Raw genomic sequence first — 20,230 nt, 5'->3', positions numbered from 1 at the left:
CGTCCGGCTCAGCCCACCACGAGCTCCGTCAGCCGCCACTCGTCGTCGCGCCGCTCGAACCGCGCCGCGACGGCCCGGGCGCGGTCGCCCCCCACGGCGCGGCCGGGCCCCGGCGCACACAATGCCGCCGCGACCTCGACGGCGACCACCGGGGCCGGGCCGGTGGTGACCAGCGGACACATCCGCAGCCCCCGGACCCGCGACCCGCGGGTGCCGGGGCGCCGCAGCGCCGGGACCAACCCGCCGATCCGCTCGACGGCCTCGTCCGGACAGACACCGGCGAGGTGCCCCACCGGGCGTCGACCGTCGATCACCTCCGCGACCGCCGACAGGACCCGCAGCGCCACCGGCCCGACCTGGTCGCGCGCCGCGTCCAGCGCCGCCTCCCACGCCGGGGTGGCGAGATCCCGCACCACCGGGGACGGTGCCGGAGCCGGCCCGGGGATCGGGGCGGACGCCGTCGAGGGCAGGACCCGCAGCCTCGGCGCCGGCCGCCGGTCCATCCGGCGCGCGAGCCGTGGGACCGCGCACGCCCGGCCCGCGCGGGGACGGACCCCGGGCAGGACGACTTCGACCAGGTCGGAGCCGCCTCCCGTCGACGCCGGTCCCGGTTCGTGTGCCGCGACGCTCATGCCGTGTCCTCCCGCTCGCATCGGCCCCGGGCACCGGTCGGCACCCACGGACCGCGGATCGGGAGGTCTCCGCGGACGTCGCCGACTGTAGGACGACGAGTCGACGCCCGGAGGCGGTTTGGACGATCTCCCTACTGGGTACAGCGGCGCGTCAGTTCGAAGCACGCCAGGGTCGCCGCGCACGCCGCGTTGAGCGACTCGACGCCCCCCGCCATCGGGATCGCCACCGTGCCGTGCAGCTCGCCGCGGACCTCGTCGGTCAGGCCGTCGGTCTCCCCGCCGAGCACGAGCGCCGTCCGCGTTCCCAGCTCGGCGTCGAAGAGCGAGGAGCCCCCATCGCCGTCCAGCCCCAGCAGCACGAACCCCGCCTCGGCCAGCGCCGCGAGGCCCGCCACGGCCGTGCCGGAGCGCAGCACGGGAGCGTGGAACGCCACGCCGGCGGACGCCTTGACCACGAGCGGGTCGATCGACGGGAGCCCGCGGCGGGGGAGCAGCACGCCCTCCAGCCCGGCCGCCGTCGCGGAGCGCAGGATCATCCCGACGTTGGCCGGGTTGGTCAGCCCGTCGAGCACGAGCACCCGCGCCGGGTCCTCCGGGCCGAGCTCGGCGAGGAAGCGCTCGACGGTGCGCATGCCGGGCGCCACGACGTCGGCGATCACGCCCTGGTCCTGCCGGCCGTTGCCCGCGAGGACCTTCACCCGGTGCGCCGAGGCCCGCGTCACACGCACCCCGCGGGAGCGCGCCGCGTCGAGGATCGGGCGCACGGCGCGCTGGTCGGCCCCCTCGGCGAGCACGACCTTGTCGACCTCCAGGGCCGGGTCCTGCAGCGCCTCGAGCACCGGTTTCCGGCCGTAGACCGTCACGAACCGGTCCTTCGGGGAGACCTCGTCGGCGGGCGGTGCGGGTGACATCGGTGACCACTGTGTCAGACGGGTCTCACCCGCCGTCGTGCGAGGATCGAGGCCATGCCGGACCGCCTCACGGCCCTGGACGCCTCCTTCCTCTACATGGACCAACCGACGACGCCGATGCACGTCGGCAGCGTCGCCGTGTTCCGCAAGCCCCGGTCCGGCTTCGACTACGAGCGGCTCGTCGAGCTCATCTCCGGGCGCATCGGACTGGTCCCGCGCTACCGGCAGAAGATCAAGCAGATCCCCTACGGCGTCGCCCGCCCGGTGTGGGTCGACGACACCGACTTCGACGTGACCTACCACGTCCGCCGCTCCGCCCTGCCCGGTCCGGGCACCGACCGGGCGCTCAACGAGCTGGTCGCGCGGCTCATGTCGCGCCCGCTCGACCACACCCGCCCGCTCTGGGAGATGTACCTGGTCGACGGGCTGTCCGGGGGCCGCGTCGCGATCGTGACGAAGACCCACCAGGCGATGGTCGACGGGATCGCCTCGATCGACATCACCCAGGTCGTGCTCGACGACTCACCCGAGGGCCGCGACGAGCCCGACGACGACTGGGTGGCCCGGCCCGAGCCGCCGCCCTGGAAGCTCGTGTTCGACGCGGTGGGGGAGGCCGTGGCCCGGCCCGGCAACGCCGTCGAGGCCGCGCACGCGGCGGTGCGGGACGCCGCCGACACCGTCTCCAAGGTCGCGAACGTCGCCGGCGGGCTGCTCTCCGCGGTCCGCACGGCCGTCCGCCCGGCGCCGACCACCCCGCTCAACGTGCCCATCTCCACGCAGCGGCGCTTCGCCCACGCGCGGACGGAGCTGGAGGACTACCGCGCGGTCCGCCGCGCCCACGGCGGCACGATCAACGACGTCGTCCTCACGGTCATCTCCGGGGCGATGCGCAACTGGCTGCTCTCCCGCGGCGCGTCGGTCACCCCGACGACGACGCTGCGCGCGATGGTCCCGCTGTCGGTGCGCGGGGAGGCCGCGGCGACCGGCGCGATCTCGGGCGGCGGGCTGCTCGGCAACCGGATCGCCTCCTACCTGGTGGACCTGCCGGTCGGCGAGCCGAACCCCGTGCTGCGGATGCACCACGTGGCGCACGCGATGCGCGAGCACAAGCAGTCCGGGCAGTCGGTCGGCGCGAACGCGCTGGTCCGGGTGGGCGGCTTCGCCCCACCCACGCTGCACGCCCTCGGCGCCCGCGCGGCGAGCGGGCTGTCGCGGCGGCTGTTCAACGTCGTCGTCTCGAACGTGCCAGGCCCGCAGCACCCGCTGTACGCCGGCGGGGCGCGGATGCTCGAGATGTACCCGGTGGTGCCGCTGGCGAAGGGGCAGTCCCTCGCCGTCGGGCTGACCTCCTACGACGGCGGGGTGTTCTACGGCTTCAACGCCGACCGCGACTCGATGGCCGACGTGGACGAGTTCGGCGACCTCGTGACGGAGGCGCTGGCCGAGCTGCTCGCCACGGTGCCGCGGTGAGCCCGGCGGGGCGCACCCCGAGCCGCCGCGCGATCGTCGTCGGGACCGGCGGCTCGCTGGGGTACGCGTGGACGGTCGCGGCGCTGTCGACCTGGCAGCAGCACACCGGGCACGACGCGCGCGACGCCGACGTCCTCGTCGGGACCTCGGCCGGCTCGATCGTCGCGTCCGCGCTGGCCAGCGGCGTGGCCGTCGACGACCTCGTGGCGCACCTGCTCGAGCCGCGCGACCCGCCGTCGGGGACGCCTCGTCGTCGCGGGGCGCGGGGTGGGCTCCCGCCGATGCCCCGCATGGGGCCGGGGTCGGTCCGGTTGCTGCGCGAGGTCGTCCGGCACCCGCGCCGGTTCCCGCCGTTCGCGCTCGCGTCGGCGCTGCTGCCGGTCGGGCGGGCGGACACCCGCGGGGTGATCCGGCTGGTCTCCTCGTTCGCCCCGGAGGCCTGGCCCGCGCCGCCGACGGCGCCCGAGCTCCGGATCATCGCCACCGACTACGACAGCGGCGCCCGGGTGCCGTTCGGCCGCCAGGGCGCGCCGCCGGCGTCGTGCGCGGAGGCGGCGAGCGCCTCGTGCGCGGTGCCGGGCTGGTTCGAGCCGGTGCGCATCGGGGGTCGGCGCTACGTCGACGGCGGGGTCTGCTCGGCGACCTCGGCCGACCTGCTGCTGGGGTCGGACATGCCGCCGCTCGACGAGGCGTTGGTCCTGGTGCCGCTGGCCCGGCGCGGGCGCATCGGCCTGACCGGGGTGGCGGGCGCGGCCGACGGGGTGTTCCGTGGGATGGTCGGCGGCCGCAGCGCCCGCGAGATCGCCCGGCTGCGCGAGGCCGGCCTGGCGGTCACCTCGCACGCGCCGGGGCCCGAGGAGCGCGCGGTGATGGGGTGGAACGTGATGGACGCCCGCCGGCAGGCGGACGTGGTGGCGACCGCGCTGCGCACGACCGCGCAGTGGTGGTCGCGGAAGGATCGGGACGCGTGAGGATCGGCCAGGGCGAGCGGAGCGACGGGTGAGAATCTACATCCCGACGACGGTCGCGGGGTTGCGCCGGCTGCTGGCCGACGGGCAGGTGCAACCGCTCTCGGGGACGGCGTTCGCGCTGACCCCGGCGCTGCGCGAGTCCTACCTCGCGGGCGACGAGGAGGAGCTGGAGTACGCCGCGATGACCGAGGCCGCCCGCGCCTCGCTGCGGCTGCTGGCCACCGAGCTCGCCGAGGACCCGGCGACGCCGCCGCGGCGCGCCGTGGTCGCGGCGGACGTCGACGACGTGACGCTGCGCCCCGACCTCGACGCGGCCGTGGTCCGGGTGGCGGGGCCGATCCCCTCGCTGAAGCTGGCGTCGATCCACCTCGACCTCGCCGATGCGGCCGACGCCGTCCGGGCCGCGGCCGCCGTGATCGACGCCGCCGACCTCGGGGACGAGGACGCGGAGCTCGCGCTCGGCGACGCCGAGGACCACGACCTCGCCTGGTACGGCGTCCAGGAGCTGCCGTTCCTGCTGGAGCTGGACGTCCCCGACGGCACCTGAGGTCGGTCAGGCGGTACCGGTCGCCGCGTGCAGGGAGGGCCGTGCCGCCAGGAACGCCTCGCCCGCCCGCACCCCGTCGGCGATCAGCCCCTGCAGGAACGCGGGCGACCGGTCGGCGGCGGAGGCCGAGTCGAGGCGGCGGTCCAACGGGATCCGCTCGATGCCGACCTCGCGGTACCCGGCGCCCTCGAGGTAGCCGGCCCGCACGAACTCGTTGATCTTCTGGATCGCGTCGATCTCCTGCTCCAGCGACAGGTTCGCCGTCAGTTCGGCGCGCCGGTCGGCGATCGCGCCCGGCGTGCGCGGCTCCGCGTCGATGCGCTGCGGGAAGAGCTGGACGATCCAGATGTCGTCGGGCGCGAGCGCCGGCAGGTCCCGGACCGGCGGGTTCTCGGAGAACACCCCGTCCCAGTACACGCCGTCGCCGGTCTCGACGGCCCGGAACAGCGTGGGGATGGCGGCGCTGGCCAGCACGGTGTCGACGGTGATCTCCCCGCGGCGCGAGTCGAACCGCCGGAACTCGCCGCTGCGCACCTCGACCGCCCCGATCTGCAGCACCGGGCCCTCGTCGCGGGGCAGGGCGGCGAGCAGCCCGAAGTCCACCCACCGCTCGAGCAGGTCCTGCAGCTGCGCGCGGGCGATCTCCGGGAACCGGTACGGGTCGAACGCGGGGAGCGGCAGGAGCCCCAGGTCACGCAGCCGGAGCAGGCCGACGCCGACCGCGTTGGTCACCGCGTCGAGCGGCGTCCGCGCCTCGTTGTCCCGCCAGAACCCCTCGAGCAGCTCCACGGCGCGCCGCCGCCCGCCGGTCCGCCAGCCGTACCAGGCCAGCAGGGCGCAGATCGCGCCGCCGGACGTGCCGGTGAAGGCGACGGGCTCGACCTCGGGGGAGCGCGGCAGCGGGCGCAGCACACCGGCGGTGAACGCCGTCTGGCTGCCGCCGCCCTGGCAGGCGATCGCGACTCGGGGCACGGCTCGATGATGCCCCGGGCGCCCGACCGCCATGCCCGGATCAGACCCCGTCCGGTCGCTGCGGCATCCCCTTCCGCCAGGCGGTGTAGCTCTGCAGCCGCCCGCCGCGCGGCCGGAACAGCCACGGCCACGGATGTACGACGGCCGGATCGACGGCCGCCGCGCGGGACCGGAAGCCCGGGACGGGTGCGAATGTCACGGCGACGCGCTGCCCGGCGAGCTCCTCCGGCACCGACCCGCGGAAGAGCGAGACCGGACGTCGGGTCGCCAGGTCGGCCAGGGTCTCCGTCAGGAAGACCAGCCGCTTGCCCGAGAGCCGCAGCCGGGCGAGGAGCGGCTCGTCGAAGACGAACACCGCCGGGGCGTCCGGGTGGGCCAGCAGGGCCGGGTCGTCGTCGCCGAGGGACTCCGCGGTCAGCCACACCGCGTCGACGTCGGGGACGTCCGCGACGGCCGTCGGCCCGCCGGTCGACTCCGGGTCCGGGTCGGAGCGCAGCCCCGCCGGCGGCTCGATCCGCGTGGTGCGCTGCTCCGGCGGCCAGTCCTGCACCGGGCAGTCGTGGTTCAGGGCGCAGTCCGCGCAGAGCTTCGGTGCCCGCTTCTCCACCTGATTTCGCGAGAACCCGTACGCCTTGCCCGTCCCCGTGCCGACCGTCCACTGCCAGCCCAGCCGGTTCGCCGCGCGGGACCCGTCGAGCAGGTGGGTGAAGAACGCGTCCTCCCCGTCGCGCCACTGCGCCCCGGCCCGCACGGTCCACTGGCTGGAGAGCCACATGCGGCACTGGTTGACCAGCCACCCGTCGTCGTGCAGCTCGGTGAGGTTGACGTCCATGCAGTTCATGTCCCGGGGCCACGGGTCGTCCCAGGTCTCCGGCGGCCGCGGCGGGCGCGCACGGAGGTCGTCGCCGAGCGCCGGGCCGATCCGCGCGTAGACGTGCCGGGCGTACTCCTGCCAGGCGAGCTCGTCGCGGTACTTCGTGCGGTCGCGCTGCGGGGCGTCGGCGACGTGCTCCCACAGTGCCGGCAGCGACAGCAGCCCGTGCCGGACGTACGGCGACATCCGCGACGCCCCCCGGCGCTCGGGCGGCCAGACGTCGTTGCGCCGCCGCGCGTAGTTCGTGACGTCGAGCGAGCCGAGCGCGATGTCGGCGGCCGTCTGCCCACCCCGGAACGCGCCGGAGGCGGCCGGGGTGTCGCAGGTCAGGTCGCCCAGGTGCTCGCCGACGAAGGCGACGGCGGCATCGGGTCCGGGGTCCGGGACGGGCAGCTGCACACGCCTGCGTACCCGCTCAGCCGGTGATCTCCCATCCGGCCTTCTCCAGCAGCGCCAGCGAGACGTCCCAGAGCTGCCGGGCGGCGTCGGGGTCGAGCGCGTAGGCCCGGACGCCGTGGATGCCGTGCTGGATCTCGTCCACCACCTCGGCCTCGTGGCAGTCCTCGAAGTAGCGCCCGCCGACGCCCTCGAGCTGCGGCGACGTCGCGAGCAGGACCGACGTCGCCGCCCCCTGCTCCGGGGTCTTCATGATGTCGGCCGCCGCGACGGAGAGCTCCTCGATCACCGTCGGGTCCCAGTGCTTCTGCAGGCCCGTCCAGATGCCGCCCGGCATGAGCGCGTTGGCGGTGATCCCGTCGGCGGCCCAGCGGCGGGTCAGCTCGACCGCGAACAGCACGTTCGCGGTCTTGGACTGCCCGTAGGCCAGCCCCGGGTCGTAGGCGCGGCGGTCGAAGAACAGGTCGTCGAACACCACCGGCGAGCTGCCGTGCCCGCTGGAGGACACCACGACGACCCGCGCGTCCCCGGCCGCGGCGAGCGCGTCGTGCAGGCCGAGGGTGAGCGCCATGTGCCCGAGGTGGTTCGTCGCGAACTGCAGCTCCCAGCCGTACGCGGTGTAGGTCTCCGGGGTGTCCATCACCCCCGCGTTGTTCACCAGCACGTGCAGCGGCCCGGTCCACCCGTCGACGAAGGCGCGGACCGAGTCGAGGTCGGTGAGGTCGAGCAGGGCGGCGTGCACCTGCTCGTTGCCCGTCGACGCGCGGATGTCGGCCACCGCCCGCTCCGCGGCCTCGCTCGACCGCGCGGCCACCGTCACCGCCGCTCCCGCCGCCGCGAGCGCACGGGCGGTCTCGACGCCGATGCCGGAGGCGGCGCCGGTGACGACCGCCGTGCGCCCGGTCAGGTCGACGCCCTCGACCACCTCCAGGGCGGTACTGCGGGCGTCGAACGCCGTCGTGATGCCCATCCGGGGCCTCCTCGTCGTTAGTAACCATCCAGTTGGTTTCGAACCTACCACGCGTGTCACCGCTCGACCGCGGGGCAGCGGGTACCCGACGCCCGTGACGGACACGATCGTGGGCAAGCGGCTGATCTACACCTACGCCAACGGCTGGGAGTACGAGCTGTACGTCAAGAACGACACGACGGTCGACTACCGGATCCACTCCGGCCTCGTCGGCGGCCGGTGGGTGCGTGACCAGCGGGCGTACGTCGCCCGGCTGCGGGAGAACGTCCACACGGTGCACTGGACCGAGCCGACCGGCACCAGCGTCTCGATCGTCGCGGACCTGGAGAACCGCGTCACGCACGGCACGATCTTCTTCCCGCGCTGGGTGGTCGACGACCCGCAGGCCACGGTCTGCTTCCAGAACGACCACCTCGACGAGATGGCCCGCCGCCGCGAGGCCGGCCCCACCTACCCGATCGAGGTGATCGACGAGCCGAGCGAGATCACGCTGCTCTCCGACCCCGGTCCCGACGACGAGTCGGTCGTCTCCGAGCCCCCGGCCGGCGGCGAGTGGCCGCGCTCGTGACCCTGCCGACGCCCGGCCTGGAGTACCTCGCCCACGTCGAGGTCGAGCTCGAGGCCCCGATCGACCTGGGCGTCACCGACGCCGGCCACCGCCGCATCGTGCCGATCGTCGGCGGTCGGGTCACGGGGGAGCGGTTCACCGGGATCGTCGTGCCCGGTGGCGCGGACTGGCAGGTGATCCAGGCCGACGGCGCCACCACGATCGACACCCGCTACCTGCTGCGCTCGCACGACGGGGCCGACGTGTCCATCCGGACCGCGGGGGTGCGCGCCGGTCCGCCGGAGGTCCTGGCCGCGCTCGCACGGGGCGAGGAGCCGGATCCGTCGTCGTACTACTTCCGCGTGCACGCGACGTTCGAGACCTCGGCGCCGGCGTACGCCTGGATGACGCGCCTGCTGACGGTGGCCGTCGCGCAGCGGCGGGCGTCGCAGGTGGTCTACGACCTCTACGCGGTGACCTGAGCCGTACCCTCACCCGATCGGCGGCGTTGTCGCTGTCGTGACGAGCCGCCTGCGCGCGATCCTGCTGACCGCCGTGACGGCCCTCGTGGCCGGCCTCGTCCTCGCCGCCCCGGCTCAGGCCGCACCCGGGAGCGACCTGCTCGCGCCCTCGCCGCCCGGGTCGAACGACTTCTCCTGCCGGCCGTCGGCGCAACACCCGAACCCCGTGGTCCTGGTGCACGGCCTGCTCGCCACCCAGTTCGACAACTGGCAGTACGTGTCCCCGCAGCTGAAGGCCCGGGGCTATTGCGTGTTCTCGCTGACCTACGGGCAGAACGCGCTGCTCCCGCCGCCCGTCGGCCTCGTCGGGGGCCTCGCGCCGATGGAGCGCAGCGCGCAGGAGCTCGCGACGTTCGTGCAGCGCGTGCGCTCGGCGACCGGCGCGGCGAAGGTCGACATCGTCGGACACTCCGAGGGCTCGCTGATGCCCGACTACTACGTCAAGTTCCTCGGCGGGTCGCGGTCCGTCGACCGGTACGTCGGGCTGACGCCGCTGTGGAAGGGCACGAACACGCTCGCCCTGGACTTCCTGAACCGCACGGGCGAGGAGCTGGGCCTGGACCCGGTGCTGGTCGCGTCGCTCGACCAGGCGTGCGCGTCGTGCCGGCAGTTCCTCGCCGGGTCGGACTTCATCCGGCGCATGAACTCCGACGGCGGGCCGAAGGTCGACGGCGTGACCTACACGATGATCCTCACCCGCTACGACGAGCTCGTCGTGCCCTACACCTCGGGTCTGCTCGAGGGCGCGACGAACATCGTGCTGCAGGAGGGCTGCCCGACCGACCTCGCCGAGCATGCCGCCGTCGCCTACGACCCGGTGACGATGCAGCACATCGCGAACGCCCTCGACCCCGCGCACGCGCGGCCGGTGCAGTGCCTGCCGGTGCCGCCGCGGGGCCTGCGCGGCTAGCTCTCCCAGGCGGGGGTGCGCAGTGCCGTGAGCACGCGGCGCAGCGCGTCCAGTCGGCCGGAAGAGAGGGCGCCGGACGCGACCAGCGGGTCCAGCGCGCACTCCGGGTCGGCCGGCGGGCCGAGGTGCGAGCAGCCGCGCGGGCAGTCCTCGACGGCCGTGGCGAGGTCGCCGAAGGCCGCCACGACGTCGTCGGGGGAGATGTGCGCGAGCCCGAACGACCGCACGCCCGGGGTGTCCACGACCCAGCCGCCGTCGGGGAGGCCGAGGGCCACCGCGGACGTCGACGTGTGCCGGCCCTTCCCGACCCCGCTGACCACGCCCACCGCCCGCTCGGCGTCCGGCACCAGCGCGTTGACCAGCGTCGACTTCCCGACCCCGGAGTGCCCGATCAGCGCCGACACCTCGTCGTGCAGCAGCTCGCGCAGCTCGTCGGGATCCCGGTCGGAGCGGGTGACGACGACGGGCAGGTCCAGTTCCGCGTACTCCGCGGCGAAGGGCCCCGGGTCGGCGAGGTCGGCCTTGGTCAGGCAGAGCACGGGGGCGAGGCCGCCCGCGTAGGCGGCGACGAGGCAGCGGTCGACGAAGCCGGTGCGGGGCACGGGGTCGGCGAGGGCCGTGACGATGACGAGCCGGTCGGCGTTCGCGACGACCACCCGCTCGTAGGGGTCGGTGTCGTCAGCGGTGCGGCGCAGCACGCTCGTCCGCTCGGCGACCCGCACGATGCGGGCGAGCGTGTCCTCGGCGCCGGACGTGTCGCCGACGAGGTCGACGTGGTCGCCCACCACCACCGGCGTGCGGCCCAGCTCGCGGGCCCGCATCGCGACGACGCGCGCGGTCGGCTCGTCGTCGGGCGCGCAGGTCCACCGCCCGCGGTCGACCCCGACGACCATCGCGGCCCGCGCGTCCGCGTGCTCCGGGCGGCGCTTGGACCGGGGGCGGCTGCCCTTGCCGGGCCGGACCCGGACGTCGCTCTCGTCGTACCGCCCGGCGGCGCTGCGGGGGCTCACCTCGCCCCCCGGTGGCAGCAAAGCGTCGTTGCTGTCATCCAGTGCCAGGAGAGCCGCATCGTCACGCCGGGATCCCCGCCCCGCGCACCAGGGCCGACCAGTCGTCGGCGAAGTCCGGGAGGGTCTTCGTCGTCGCGGCCACGTCGTCGATCTCCAGCCCGGGCACCACCAGGCCGAGCAGCGCGCCCGCCGTCGCCATCCGGTGGTCGGCGTACGCGCCCCACGGGCGGGTCGGCCGGAGCGGTCCCGACGGCGGGTGCACCTCCAGACCGTCGTCGGTCTCGTCGACCCGCGCGCCGATCGCCGTGGCCTCGGCGGCCAGCGCGGCGAGCCGGTCGGTCTCGTGCCCCCGGATGTGGGCGACCCCGCGCAGCCGCGAGGAGTGCCCGCCCAGTGACGCGACGATCGCGAGCGCGGTGACGGTGGGGGTCAGCTCGCCGATCTCGCCGAGGTCGACGTCGACCCGGGCGAGCCGGTCCGGTCCCTGCACGGTCAGCCCGTCCGGGCCCTCGGAGACCTGCGCCCCGAACGCCTCGAGCGCACGCCGCACGGCGGCGATCGGCTGCAGGTCGGGCAGGTCGTGGCGGGACTGGGTGTGCCGCTCCGGGTTCGCCGCGGGCCGGCGCTCCGGCCAGCCCGCGACCGTCACCCGGCCCCCCGTGATCATCGCGGCGGCCAGGTAGACGGCGGCGCCGGAGAGGTCGGGCTCGACGACGAACGTCGGGTCCGGGGTGATCGGCCCGGGCGAGACCGCCCAGCGGGACGGCTCGGTCGTCACCGTGACGCCCGCGAGCCGCAGCATCGTCACGGTCATGTCGACGTGCGGCAGCGACGGGACCGTCGTCGAGGAGGTGACGACGAGCCCGTCGTCGTACCGGGCGCCGGAGAGCAGCAGGCCGGAGACGAACTGCGAGGAGGCCGAGGCGTCGACGGTGACCGCGCCGCCGCGCACCCCGCCGCGCCCGAGCACCGTGAACGGCAGGCGGTCGGCGTCGGCGGGCTCCAGGCCGACGCCGAGCCCGCGCAGCCCCTCGAGCACGCCGCCCATCGGCCGGGTCCGGGCGTGCGGGTCGCCGTCGAACTCGACCGGCCCGTCCGCCAGCGCCGCGGCCGGCGGGAGGAAGCGCATCACGGTCCCGGCGAGGCCGCAGTCGACCCGGGCACCGCGTAGGTGGCCGGGCGCGGTGATCGTGACGTCGAGCGTGCCGTCCCGACCCGGCGCGGTGGCGGTGCCGACCCCCATCGCCGCGAGTCCCTCGACCATGAGCGTGGTGTCGCGGGAGCGGGCGGCGCCCGCGACCGTCCGCGTCACCCCGTCGTCGGCGAGCGCGGCGAGGAGCAGGGTTCGGTTGGTGATCGACTTCGACCCGGGGACGGCGACCGTGCCCTCCACCGGGCCGTCGGCGGTCGGGGCGCTCCACGCGGTCATGGACCTCATCCTGGCAGGATCGGGAACCATGTGCGGTCGCTACGCCCTGGCCAAGGACCCGGCCGACCTGGCCGAGGAGTTCGACGCGCGCGACGAGACCGGCGGCGAGGTGATCGGCCCGGAGTACAACGTCGCCCCCACCCTGACGGTCCCCGCCGTCGTCGACCGCCACCCGCGCGACGACGACGGGAAGCCCGACCCGTCCACCGTCGAGCGCTCGCTGCGGGCGATGCGCTGGGGGCTCGTGCCGTCGTGGGCCAAGGACCTCTCGGTCGGCAACAAGATGATCAACGCCCGCGCCGAGTCGCTCACCGAGAAGCCCGCGTTCCGCCGCGCGGCCGCGTCCCGCCGCTGCCTGATCCCGGCCGACGGCTGGTACGAGTGGCTGCGCGACGGGAAGCAGAAGACGCCGTACTTCATGAGCTACGACGACGGCCGCCCGCTCGCCCTGGCCGGGCTCTGGGAGACGTGGCGGCCCGCGAAGGGCGAGGCACCGCTGATCTCGACGACGGTCGTGACCACGGCCTCGGCGGGTCCGCTCACCGAGATCCATCACCGGATGCCGCTCGTCCTGCCGCATGACCGGTGGCAGGCGTGGCTGGACCCCGACTCCGAGGCGATCGACGAGCTGCTCGTCCCCTCCGACGAGGTCCTCGCCGCGATCGGGATGCGCCAGGTGTCGTCGAAGGTCAACAACGTGCGCAACCACGGCGCCGAGCTGATCGAGGAGGCGCACGAGGAGCCCGAGCAGCAGGGGCTGGATCTGGAAGCCGTCAACCCGTCGTGATCGTCGAGACCCCGCACGGCCCGGCCGAGGTGGTCCTCGATCGTCCCGACGACGAGCCGCGCGGCCTGCTGGTGCTCGGGCACGGCGCGGGCGGCGGGATCGAGGCGCCGGACCTGCTCGCGGCGGTCGCGGCCGCACCGGGCTTCGTCACCGCGCGGGTGCTGCAGCCCTACCGCGTGGCCGGGCGGAAGGCGCCACCGCGGGCGCCGCAGCTCGACGAGGCGTGGGCATGCGTGCTGGCCGAGCTCACCGCGTTGTTCCCCGGGGTCCCGCAGGTCCACGGTGGGCGGTCGTCGGGGGCCCGGGTCGCCTGCCGCGGGGCGGTCGTCGCCGAGCCCCGCCCGGTCGGGGTGCTCGCGCTGGCGTTCCCGCTGCTCGCGCCGGCCCGCAAGGACGGGACCCGGCCCGACCGCTCCCCGGAGATCGACGCCGTCGACGACGCCGGCATCCCGGTGCTCGCCGTCTCCGGGGACCGCGACCGCTTCGGTGTGCCGCCGACGGCCGCGCACCGCGAGGTGGTCACGGTCTCCGGGGACCACTCGCTGCGCGCGCAGGGCCCGGTCCGCGCAGCGGTCGAGAGGTGGCTGCGCCTCGTGAGTACTAATCCGTGCCAGAGCACGGATTAGTACTCACAGGGCGGAGCCACCTCAGTCCTCCTCGGCGGGTCGGCGTCGCCTGCCCCACCACCGGGCGGCAACGGTCACGACCAGCACCAGCCCGGCCCCGACGACGAGGCCCGCGAGGGTCGCGCCGCCGAGGTCCGTCGTGCGCAGCATCCCGGTGGCCAGGGCGAGGAGCAGGACGGCGGCGGCCACGAGGCGGCCCCGGCCGGCGCGCACCTGGGCCGTCCGTACGTCGAGCCCGTGTCGTGCCGCGTAGGTGAGGACGACGAGGCCGGCGAGCCCCATCGGCAGCGTCATGCCGAGCACGTAGGGGAACGCGTCCCGGCCGCCTGCCCAGGCCGCGACCACCGCGGCGAGGCCGAGCGTCCAGAGCAGCAGCTGGAGGCCCACGGCGGAGGCCTCGTTCCACACGTCGCGCTGGCGTTCCTCGGCGTAGAGCGGGTGGTCGAGGTCCCCGATCCGGGTCGTGAACCGGTCGAAGGCGTCCGGTGTGCTCATCCTCGGTCCTCCTCGGAGAAGAGTTCTTCGACGCTGTGCCCGAGGACCCGACCGAGGGCGAGGGCCAGGTACACGGAGGGCGCGTACCCCCCGTTCTCGATGGCCACGACCGTCTGGCGGCTCACCCCGATCAGCTCGGCCAGCCGTTGTTGCGTCAGGTCCGCGTCCCGGCGGGCGGCGCGGACCCGGTTCGCGGCGGTCGTCGTCGTCCGAGCCACTCCACCAATGTCTACTTCACTCGACATGTTGTCAAGAGAAGTGGACATCTCGTCAGCCCCGCTGCGCCCGCAGCTCCCGGAACAGGTCGCGCACCATCTCCGCCGGCGGGGCCACGACGGTGGCCTGGGGGAGGAGGTCGGTCAGCGTCGTCGTGGTCGCGGCTTCGCCGGGAACGAGGGTCTCGGTCACCTGGCGGACCCGCCCCTCGGTGTCCAGCCACACGTCCACCGGCACGGCCGCCAGGCTCAGTTCCGTGCGCAGCCGGTCCAGCACCGGACCGAGATCGGGCGCGGCCGTCCGCAGGGCGTCGAGGTCGACGGTGCCGCGCAGGTGCACGGTCGGGGTCTGGTCGATCGTCTCCGGCCCGACGACCACCACGTCGTCGCGGATCGCGCCGAGGATCGTCATGAGGTCGGCGGGGTTGCCGGTGATGCCGAAGCCGAGCTGGATCACGGTGTCGGCGAAGAGCCCGGTGTCGACGTCGTCGAGGGCCACCGCCACCCACTGCCGCCCGCGGGAGATGTCGTTGATCGCCCGCGGCGGGAGGGCGCCGAACGCGGTCCGGCCGACGGCGAGCGCGTCGACCCGCCCGAGGTCGCCGACGCGCAGCGCCGTCGAGGCGGTCCGGCCGCGGAAGTCGACGACGCCCGAGCCCGTCGTCGTGACGGAACGATCGCGGGCCGGGCCGCTGGAGTCGACGCGCACCGTCGCGCCGTCCGCGGCGGCCGTCGCCCGGGCCGCGGTGCGGATCGACTCGGCGGCGCCCACGTCGGGCTGCCCCCCGGGACGGGCCGCCCGACCGGCCGCGGTGTCGTCCCGCCCGAGTCCCAGCGACGAGCAGCCCGAGAGCACGCCGAGCAGCACGAGGACGACGACGAACACCCGCATGCGGCCAGTAGACCGGCCGGGCGCCGCGTTCCCCGGCCGCATGCCCCGAAAGTGGTCAGACCAGGAGGGCGCCCCGCACCGCCCGTGCCAGGGCCTCCCGACGGCGGGCGTGGTCGGCCTCGGGATCCCCGGGCGCGGCGGCGATCACCGTGGCGGCCGGCGACCACGTCATCGACAGGGCGATGACCAGCGAGTACACGTCCGCGGGCGCGATCGACGGGTCGACGATCCCCTCGTCCTGGGCCTCCCGGACCGCGGCGTGCTTGCGGGCGACCTCGTCGACGACGTCGGTGAGCAGGTCGCCCGTGGGGACCCGTTCGAGGCGCGCCCACACGGCGAGCAGGATGACCGCGGGCCGCTCCAGGTACGCGTCGTAGAGCCGCACCGCGTAGCCGGGGAGGTCGCGCGCGTCGAACGGCACGAGGTCGACGATCAGGGCGAGGTGCTCGCGGAAGACGGCGTCGAACAGGCCGTCCTTCGAGTCGAACCACGCGTAGATCTGGGCCTTGTTCGCCTCGGCGGCCGCGGCGATCCGGTCCACCCGGGCCCCGGCGATCCCGCGGGCGGAGAACTCCGCCGCGGCCGCGTCGAGCAGGCGCCGTCGCGTCGCGCTCCCGTCCTTCGGCATCCTACGATCGTAACCAACCGGTCGGTCACGTGGGCGGAGGTCAGGGGGTGGCGATCGGAGCGGTCTCCGCACCCGCCGTCGTGACGAGGTCCGACGGTGCGAGCTCCATCTGCAGGCCGCGCTTCCCGGCGCTGCAGTAGATCGTGTTGAGGCCCAGCGCCGACTCGTCGACGACCAGCGGGAGGCGGGTCCGCGCGCCGAGCGGCGAGATGCCGCCCGCGACGGAGCCGGTGAGCCGCTCGGCGACCGCCACGTCGGCCATCACCGCCTTCTTGCCGCCCCGGGCCGCGGCGAGGGCCTTGAGGTCGAGCGACCCGGAGACCGGCACCATCGCGAGGACCGGGGCGCCGTCGACCTCGGCGACGAGGGTCTTGAACACGCGAGCGTGGTCGAGGCCGAGCGCGTCGGCCGCCTCGGTGCCGTACGCGGCGACGCCCGGGGCCTCGTAGGCGTGGGTGCGCACGGTCACTCCGGCCTTCGCGAGCAGGGCGAGCGCGGGGGTGCCGGCGGCGGTTCGCTTGGCCACGGCGGCAGCCTAGGGCGCACGACGATGCGGTTCTCCTGCCACTGGACGACAGCAACGACGCTTTCCTGCCACGGCGGGTGGGGGAACACGGGACGGGCCCTCCGTGTTGGGACGGACATGCCAGCCATGACGATGGAGCGGACCCCGATCCGGCTCCACGCCCCCGACGAGGGGGGTGTCCGCACGCCCACCAGGGTAACCTCCCCGCGATCCGACGTCATCGTCGAGCGGTGGCGCGAAGGGAGTGCGGTGTCCGAGGCGGTCGAGCAGGCGGAGGTCGACGACCCGTCGACCGACGTGCAACAGGGCGGGTCCACTCCCGCCGACCTGGAGACCGAGACCGTCGCCGCGCGCGCCGAACGCTTCGAGCGTGACGTGATGCCGATGGTCGACCAGCTCTACGCGGCGGCGATGCGGATGACCCGCAACCCGCCGGACGCGGAGGACCTGGTCCAGGAGACGGTGCTCAAGGCGTACTCGTCGTTCACGTCGTTCAAGCCCGGGACGAACCTGAAGGCCTGGCTCTACCGCATCCTGACGAACTCCTACATCAACACGTACCGCAAGAAGCAGCGGCAGCCGCAGCAGAACTCCACAGACGAGATCACCGACTACCAGCTCTCGCAGTCCGCGGAGCACTCGTCGGCGGGTCTCCCCAGCGCCGAGGCCGAGGCGTTGGACCGGCTGCCCGACACCGACATCCGCGAGGCGCTGCAGGCCCTGCCCGACGACTTCCGCATGGCGGTCTACCTCGCCGACGTCGAGGGGTTCGCCTACAAGGAGATCGCGGAGATCATGGGCACCCCGATCGGCACCGTGATGTCGCGGCTGCACCGCGGCCGGCGGCAGCTGCGGGAGGCGCTGACCGACACCGCGCGCGATCGCGGATTCATCCGGGACGGGGTGAGCGAGGCATGAGCTGCGGCAACCACCACGAGACCGACTGCGACGAGGTCCTCGCCGAGGTCTGGCTGCTGCTCGACCACGAGTGCGACGCCGAGCGGGACGCGCAGCTGCGGCGGCACCTCGAGGAGTGCGGGCCCTGCCTGGCGCGCTACGGCCTCGAGGAGAAGGTCAAGACGTTGCTCGCCCGCACCTGCGGTGGGGAGCGCGCGCCGGACACGCTGCACCAGAAGCTGCGCGAGCGGATCCGCGCGACGGTGCTGGAGCAGGCGCAGATCAGCGTCGAGCGGACGCCGACCGGCACGGTCGTCGAGGTGAACTCGACCCGCGTCGAGACCCGTCGGCGCGGCTGAGGCACCGCCGGACACACGAAGGGCCCCCGGAAGAATCCGGGGGCCCTTCGTCGTGTCCGGCCACGGCCTCAGCTGTTCGGACGCTTGCCGTGGTTCGAGCCCTTCTTCTTGCGGTCCCGCTTCTGACGTGCACGCTTCGACATGAGGCGATTGTCCCACGCGCCGGTCCGGCGCCTCGCCGATGGTTGGATGAGCCCGTGAGCACGCTGAGCTTCCTGCTCGCCACGCACACGTCGCTGTCCGGGGACGAGGTGGCGCACCTGCAGCGGCTCGCCTCGGAGTGGCAGCTGCTCTCCGACCTGTCGTTCGCCGACTTCCTGCTCTGGGTGCCGGTCAGCGAGGCCGAGACGCCGTCGTTCGTGTGCGTCGCGCACAGCCGCCCGACGACCGCGCCGACCGCCCATCCCGACGACATGGTCGGCGGCACCGCGACCGTCGCGCAGCACCCGCAGCTGCTCCGGGCCCTGGCCGACACCACGATGCGCCGCGAGGAGCAGCCCCGGTGGCACCGCGGGCGCTCGATCCGCCGCGAGGTGGTGCCCGTGGGGTATGCGGGCCGGGTGATCGCGGTCCTGGGCCGGGACACGAACCTGGCGGCGCCCCGCGTCCCGTCGACCCTCGAGATCTCCTACCTCGCGGTGGCCGGTGACCTCTGCCAGATGATCGCCGACGGGACCTTCCCGACGGCGGAGGGCGTCGACGAGGGCCGCTCCTCGCCCCGCGTGGGCGACGGCCTGGTGCGGGTCAGCGCGGCCGGCACCGTCCTCTACGCCAGCCCGAACGCGCTGTCGGCCTTCCACCGGCTCGGGTGGGCCGACGAGCTGGTGGGTGCCGACCTGCCGCTCGTCGCCCGGAAGGTCTCGGCCGACCCGTTCGAGGGCGCCGAGGCCGTCTCGGTCCTGCGCGACGCGCTCGCCGGGACCCCGTCGCCGCGCACCGAGCTGGAGAGCCGCGGGGCGACCGCCGTGCTGCGCGCCCTGCCGCTGCGCCCGCGGGGGGTGCCGGGCGGCGCGCTGGTGCTGGTCCGCGACGTCACCGAGGTGCGGCGGCGCGACCGGGCGCTGATGAGCAAGGACGCGACGATCCGCGAGATCCACCACCGCGTGAAGAACAACCTGCAGACCGTCGCCGCGCTGCTGCGCCTGCAGGCCCGCCGGACCCGGCACGAGGAGGCGCGGTCGGCGCTGAACGAGTCGATGCGCCGGGTGGCCTCGATCGCGCTCGTGCACGAGTCGCTCGCGGCGTCGGTGGACGAGCGGGTCGACATCGACGAGGTGCTCGCCGGGGTGCTCCCCATGATGAACGACCTCGTCCGGCCCGGCGCCGGGGTGTCGATGACGCGGGAGGGCCGCGCCGGGGTGCTGCCGGCGGTGATGGCGACCCCGCTCGTCCTGGTGGTCACCGAGCTCGTGTCCAACGCGTTGGAGCACGGTTTCCCCGAGGGCACGCCCGGCGCGGTGCGGATCGTCGCGACCCGCACCGCGAGCCGGCTGCAGATCGACGTCGTCGACGACGGGCGGGGCCTGCCCGACACCTTCTCCCTGGAGCGCGCGCCGGGGCTCGGCCTGCAGATCGTGCGCACGCTCGTCGACTCCGAGCTCGGCGGCACCCTCTCGCTGCGCCCCGACCCGGCGGGCGGCACCCGCGCGGAGCTGCAGATTCCCCTCACGGGCCGGTAGGCGTCGTCGGGAAGGGGCTCCCGTGTCCCGTGAGGGGAGGATCGCCCCGCTCCAACCTCGTGAGGGGACCCCTCACGCGGTCGGGGCGGGCGGATCCTCCCCTCACGCGGAGGCCCCGGAACGAACGAAGGGCCCCTCCCGACGGGAGGGGCCCTTCAGCTCGGTACGTGCAGGGGGCGGACGCGTGGGGAGCGAGCGTCCGTCCCCGGAGCGGCCGGATCAGGCCTGGACGTCCATGCGCACGCCGTAGCGCTTCATGGCGCGGCGCTCGTCCTCGCTGGCACCGCCCCAGACGCCGGCGTCCTGGCCGGACTCGAGGGCCCAGGTCAGGCACTCGGACATCGCGGGGCAGCGGCGGCACACGGCCTTCGCCTGAGAGATCTGCGTCAGCGCCGGGCCGCTCGTCCCGATCGGGAAGAACAGTTCCGGGTCCTCGTCGCGGCAAGCAGCGTCGTTCCGCCAGTCCATCGTGCTGGTCTCCTCAGCTGGGTGCGACTCGGGGTTCGCACCGTGTTTGCGTCGTCGTGGGCGATTCCGTTCGGGGCGGAATGCCACGGAACCGGATCGCTCCGGCTCCTCCGTACCGTTCTCGTGTGCGGGGAGGTCCGACTCCTCCGGTCTCCGACCTGCGGCGTCCTTGCCGCCGGCCGGCCACCTGGTGGTGCCACCTCCCGTGCCCACCGGATCGCGGTGATCGCTCACCGTCTCCGGGGACCGGCCGTGCAGTTCTGCTCTCGCATTCCTGCCCGGCACTCGCGGGGGATGACCAAGAATCTGCAGGAGGAACGCGTCTGGATCGAGTCCCAAGCGGCTCGACGGGCTTGCGCGGGCGGTGAGTGGATATCGGCGGACCGTGACCGCGCCGTCACTGCGACGAGCGGGAAACGCGACACGACGAGGCGTCGACCCGAGCGTCGGGCGACGACGAGCGGTCGGTATGCTCCGCACCAGCATCCCTGCAGCCTC

The 20,230-nt window shown here is 74.6% G+C and carries 25 protein-coding genes; 11 read left to right on the top strand and 14 right to left on the bottom strand.

Annotated features, from left to right (window positions below):
- Positions 1-8 precede the first annotated feature (8 nt).
- Together ACQPYX_RS23540 and ACQPYX_RS23535 are read right to left on the bottom strand one after the other, a co-directional pair.
- Complete coding sequence (locus tag ACQPYX_RS23540) at positions 9-632, bottom strand: Rv3235 family protein (protein WP_433799676.1); 624 nt, start codon at positions 630-632, stop codon at positions 9-11.
- Between the two features lie 131 nt (positions 633-763).
- Positions 764-1,543, bottom strand: a complete 780-nt coding sequence (locus ACQPYX_RS23535) for a TrmH family RNA methyltransferase (protein WP_433799675.1) — start codon at positions 1,541-1,543, stop codon at positions 764-766.
- A gap of 54 nt (positions 1,544-1,597) precedes the next feature.
- Between ACQPYX_RS23535 and ACQPYX_RS23530 the strand changes: the two genes are divergently transcribed.
- From ACQPYX_RS23530 to ACQPYX_RS23520, 3 genes are read left to right on the top strand one after another with little or no spacing between them, the layout of a single operon-like run.
- Positions 1,598-3,013 carry a WS/DGAT/MGAT family O-acyltransferase gene (locus ACQPYX_RS23530; protein ID WP_433799674.1) on the top strand — a complete coding sequence of 472 codons (1,416 nt, stop codon included), beginning with the start codon at positions 1,598-1,600 and terminating at the stop codon, positions 3,011-3,013.
- Positions 3,010-3,984: a patatin-like phospholipase family protein gene (locus ACQPYX_RS23525; protein WP_433799673.1), complete on the top strand. Its 975-nt coding sequence runs from the start codon at positions 3,010-3,012 to the stop codon at positions 3,982-3,984. Before ACQPYX_RS23530 ends, ACQPYX_RS23525 begins: the two co-directional genes overlap by 4 nt.
- 28 nt (positions 3,985-4,012) lie before the next feature.
- On the top strand, positions 4,013-4,531 hold the full coding sequence (locus tag ACQPYX_RS23520) for a DUF6912 family protein (protein ID WP_433799672.1): 519 nt from the start codon (positions 4,013-4,015) through the stop codon (positions 4,529-4,531).
- Between the two features lie 6 nt (positions 4,532-4,537).
- Here ACQPYX_RS23520 and ACQPYX_RS23515 read toward each other — a convergent pair whose 3' ends face one another.
- Genes ACQPYX_RS23515 through ACQPYX_RS23505 form a run of 3 tightly spaced genes read right to left on the bottom strand, consistent with a single transcriptional unit; the run spans position 4,538 to position 7,743 of the window.
- Positions 4,538-5,503, bottom strand: coding sequence for a patatin-like phospholipase family protein (locus ACQPYX_RS23515; protein ID WP_433799671.1), 966 nt, complete (start codon positions 5,501-5,503; stop codon positions 4,538-4,540).
- Between the two features lie 40 nt (positions 5,504-5,543).
- Positions 5,544-6,776 carry an FAD-binding domain-containing protein gene (locus tag ACQPYX_RS23510; protein ID WP_433799670.1) on the bottom strand — a complete coding sequence of 411 codons (1,233 nt, stop codon included), beginning with the start codon at positions 6,774-6,776 and terminating at the stop codon, positions 5,544-5,546.
- 16 nt (positions 6,777-6,792) lie between these two features.
- Positions 6,793-7,743, bottom strand: coding sequence for an SDR family NAD(P)-dependent oxidoreductase (locus tag ACQPYX_RS23505; RefSeq protein WP_433799669.1), 951 nt, complete (start codon positions 7,741-7,743; stop codon positions 6,793-6,795).
- Between the two features lie 94 nt (positions 7,744-7,837).
- Between ACQPYX_RS23505 and ACQPYX_RS23500 the strand changes: the two genes are divergently transcribed.
- Genes ACQPYX_RS23500 through ACQPYX_RS23490 form a run of 3 tightly spaced genes read left to right on the top strand, consistent with a single transcriptional unit; the run spans position 7,838 to position 9,721 of the window.
- On the top strand, positions 7,838-8,311 hold the full coding sequence (locus ACQPYX_RS23500) for a phenolic acid decarboxylase (RefSeq protein WP_433799668.1): 474 nt from the start codon (positions 7,838-7,840) through the stop codon (positions 8,309-8,311).
- Positions 8,308-8,772 carry a DUF3237 domain-containing protein gene (locus ACQPYX_RS23495; protein ID WP_433799667.1) on the top strand — a complete coding sequence of 155 codons (465 nt, stop codon included), beginning with the start codon at positions 8,308-8,310 and terminating at the stop codon, positions 8,770-8,772. Before ACQPYX_RS23500 ends, ACQPYX_RS23495 begins: the two co-directional genes overlap by 4 nt.
- A gap of 37 nt (positions 8,773-8,809) precedes the next feature.
- Positions 8,810-9,721, top strand: coding sequence for a lipase (locus ACQPYX_RS23490; RefSeq protein ID WP_433799666.1), 912 nt, complete (start codon positions 8,810-8,812; stop codon positions 9,719-9,721).
- On the opposite strand, the gene rsgA is transcribed toward ACQPYX_RS23490, so the two are convergent.
- Both rsgA and aroA read right to left on the bottom strand, forming a co-directional pair.
- Positions 9,718-10,731 (bottom strand): ribosome small subunit-dependent GTPase A, encoded by a 1,014-nt coding sequence (gene rsgA, locus ACQPYX_RS23485; protein WP_230755332.1) that lies wholly within the window; start codon positions 10,729-10,731, stop codon positions 9,718-9,720. The two genes, ACQPYX_RS23490 and rsgA, sit on opposite strands and share 4 nt — an antisense overlap.
- Before the next feature lie 61 nt (positions 10,732-10,792).
- Positions 10,793-12,160 carry a 3-phosphoshikimate 1-carboxyvinyltransferase gene (gene aroA / locus ACQPYX_RS23480; protein ID WP_433799665.1) on the bottom strand — a complete coding sequence of 456 codons (1,368 nt, stop codon included), beginning with the start codon at positions 12,158-12,160 and terminating at the stop codon, positions 10,793-10,795.
- Between the two features lie 28 nt (positions 12,161-12,188).
- Here aroA and ACQPYX_RS23475 point away from each other — a divergent pair, with 28 nt between their 5' ends.
- Together ACQPYX_RS23475 and ACQPYX_RS23470 are read left to right on the top strand one after the other, a co-directional pair.
- A complete protein-coding gene (locus tag ACQPYX_RS23475; RefSeq protein WP_433799664.1) occupies positions 12,189-12,947 on the top strand; it encodes an SOS response-associated peptidase in 759 nt (252 codons plus the stop codon).
- Positions 12,944-13,573, top strand: a complete 630-nt coding sequence (locus tag ACQPYX_RS23470; RefSeq protein ID WP_433799663.1) for an alpha/beta hydrolase family protein — start codon at positions 12,944-12,946, stop codon at positions 13,571-13,573. Before ACQPYX_RS23475 ends, ACQPYX_RS23470 begins: the two co-directional genes overlap by 4 nt.
- A gap of 21 nt (positions 13,574-13,594) precedes the next feature.
- Here the strand turns inward: ACQPYX_RS23470 and ACQPYX_RS23465 are convergent, their stop codons facing one another.
- Genes ACQPYX_RS23465 through ACQPYX_RS23445 form a run of 5 tightly spaced genes read right to left on the bottom strand, consistent with a single transcriptional unit; the run spans position 13,595 to position 16,329 of the window.
- Positions 13,595-14,068 carry a hypothetical protein gene (locus ACQPYX_RS23465; protein ID WP_230755340.1) on the bottom strand — a complete coding sequence of 158 codons (474 nt, stop codon included), beginning with the start codon at positions 14,066-14,068 and terminating at the stop codon, positions 13,595-13,597.
- A complete protein-coding gene (locus ACQPYX_RS23460) occupies positions 14,065-14,286 on the bottom strand; it encodes a helix-turn-helix transcriptional regulator (protein WP_433799662.1) in 222 nt (73 codons plus the stop codon). The genes ACQPYX_RS23465 and ACQPYX_RS23460 overlap by 4 nt, the downstream gene beginning before the upstream one ends.
- A 52-nt stretch (positions 14,287-14,338) precedes the next feature.
- Complete coding sequence (locus tag ACQPYX_RS23455; protein WP_433799661.1) at positions 14,339-15,175, bottom strand: hypothetical protein; 837 nt, start codon at positions 15,173-15,175, stop codon at positions 14,339-14,341.
- Positions 15,176-15,230: 55 nt separating this feature from the next.
- On the bottom strand, positions 15,231-15,803 hold the full coding sequence (locus tag ACQPYX_RS23450) for a TetR family transcriptional regulator (protein WP_230755346.1): 573 nt from the start codon (positions 15,801-15,803) through the stop codon (positions 15,231-15,233).
- 40 nt (positions 15,804-15,843) lie between these two features.
- Positions 15,844-16,329, bottom strand: coding sequence for an aminoacyl-tRNA deacylase (locus ACQPYX_RS23445; RefSeq protein ID WP_230755348.1), 486 nt, complete (start codon positions 16,327-16,329; stop codon positions 15,844-15,846).
- A gap of 126 nt (positions 16,330-16,455) precedes the next feature.
- Here ACQPYX_RS23445 and ACQPYX_RS23440 point away from each other — a divergent pair, with 126 nt between their 5' ends.
- The gene (locus ACQPYX_RS23440) at positions 16,456-17,247 is read left to right on the top strand and encodes a sigma-70 family RNA polymerase sigma factor (protein ID WP_433799660.1); all 792 of its coding nucleotides are present in this window, start codon (positions 16,456-16,458) and stop codon (positions 17,245-17,247) included.
- A complete protein-coding gene (rsrA, locus tag ACQPYX_RS23435) occupies positions 17,244-17,585 on the top strand; it encodes a mycothiol system anti-sigma-R factor (protein ID WP_230755350.1) in 342 nt (113 codons plus the stop codon). Before ACQPYX_RS23440 ends, rsrA begins: the two co-directional genes overlap by 4 nt.
- Before the next feature lie 68 nt (positions 17,586-17,653).
- Here rsrA and ACQPYX_RS23430 read toward each other — a convergent pair whose 3' ends face one another.
- Entirely contained in the window at positions 17,654-17,728 is a 75-nt protein-coding gene (locus tag ACQPYX_RS23430; protein ID WP_372460497.1) for a 50S ribosomal protein bL37, read from the bottom strand.
- Between the two features lie 54 nt (positions 17,729-17,782).
- Here ACQPYX_RS23430 and ACQPYX_RS23425 point away from each other — a divergent pair, with 54 nt between their 5' ends.
- Positions 17,783-19,264 (top strand): sensor histidine kinase, encoded by a 1,482-nt coding sequence (locus ACQPYX_RS23425; RefSeq protein WP_433799659.1) that lies wholly within the window; start codon positions 17,783-17,785, stop codon positions 19,262-19,264.
- A gap of 219 nt (positions 19,265-19,483) precedes the next feature.
- Here the strand turns inward: ACQPYX_RS23425 and ACQPYX_RS23420 are convergent, their stop codons facing one another.
- On the bottom strand, positions 19,484-19,732 hold the full coding sequence (locus ACQPYX_RS23420) for a WhiB family transcriptional regulator (protein WP_018333285.1): 249 nt from the start codon (positions 19,730-19,732) through the stop codon (positions 19,484-19,486).
- Between the last annotated feature and the right edge of the window lie 498 nt (positions 19,733-20,230).

The organism is Actinomycetospora sp. CA-084318, assembly GCF_050955885.1.
Classification (GTDB): Bacteria; Actinomycetota; Actinomycetes; order Mycobacteriales; family Pseudonocardiaceae; genus Actinomycetospora.
Note: the sequence above shows the minus strand (reverse complement) of the source record. Positions and strands in the feature narration are given on the sequence as shown.

Excerpts from the sequence above, each read along its gene's own strand:
- ACQPYX_RS23540 (WP_433799676.1), bottom strand. The coding sequence starts at position 632 with ATGAGCGTCGCGGCACACGAACCGGGACCGGCGTCGACGGGAGGCGGC.
- ACQPYX_RS23535 (WP_433799675.1), bottom strand. The coding sequence starts at position 1,543 with ATGTCACCCGCACCGCCCGCCGACGAGGTCTCCCCGAAGGACCGGTTC.
- ACQPYX_RS23530 (WP_433799674.1), top strand. The coding sequence starts at position 1,598 with ATGCCGGACCGCCTCACGGCCCTGGACGCCTCCTTCCTCTACATGGAC.
- ACQPYX_RS23505 (WP_433799669.1), bottom strand. The coding sequence starts at position 7,743 with ATGGGCATCACGACGGCGTTCGACGCCCGCAGTACCGCCCTGGAGGTG.
- aroA (WP_433799665.1), bottom strand. The coding sequence starts at position 12,160 with ATGACCGCGTGGAGCGCCCCGACCGCCGACGGCCCGGTGGAGGGCACG.
- ACQPYX_RS23475 (WP_433799664.1), top strand. The coding sequence starts at position 12,189 with ATGTGCGGTCGCTACGCCCTGGCCAAGGACCCGGCCGACCTGGCCGAG.
- ACQPYX_RS23465 (WP_230755340.1), bottom strand. The coding sequence starts at position 14,068 with ATGAGCACACCGGACGCCTTCGACCGGTTCACGACCCGGATCGGGGAC.
- ACQPYX_RS23455 (WP_433799661.1), bottom strand. The coding sequence starts at position 15,175 with ATGCGGGTGTTCGTCGTCGTCCTCGTGCTGCTCGGCGTGCTCTCGGGC.
- ACQPYX_RS23450 (WP_230755346.1), bottom strand. The coding sequence starts at position 15,803 with ATGCCGAAGGACGGGAGCGCGACGCGACGGCGCCTGCTCGACGCGGCC.
- ACQPYX_RS23440 (WP_433799660.1), top strand. The coding sequence starts at position 16,456 with ATGACGATGGAGCGGACCCCGATCCGGCTCCACGCCCCCGACGAGGGG.
- rsrA (WP_230755350.1), top strand. The coding sequence starts at position 17,244 with ATGAGCTGCGGCAACCACCACGAGACCGACTGCGACGAGGTCCTCGCC.
- ACQPYX_RS23420 (WP_018333285.1), bottom strand. The coding sequence starts at position 19,732 with ATGGACTGGCGGAACGACGCTGCTTGCCGCGACGAGGACCCGGAACTG.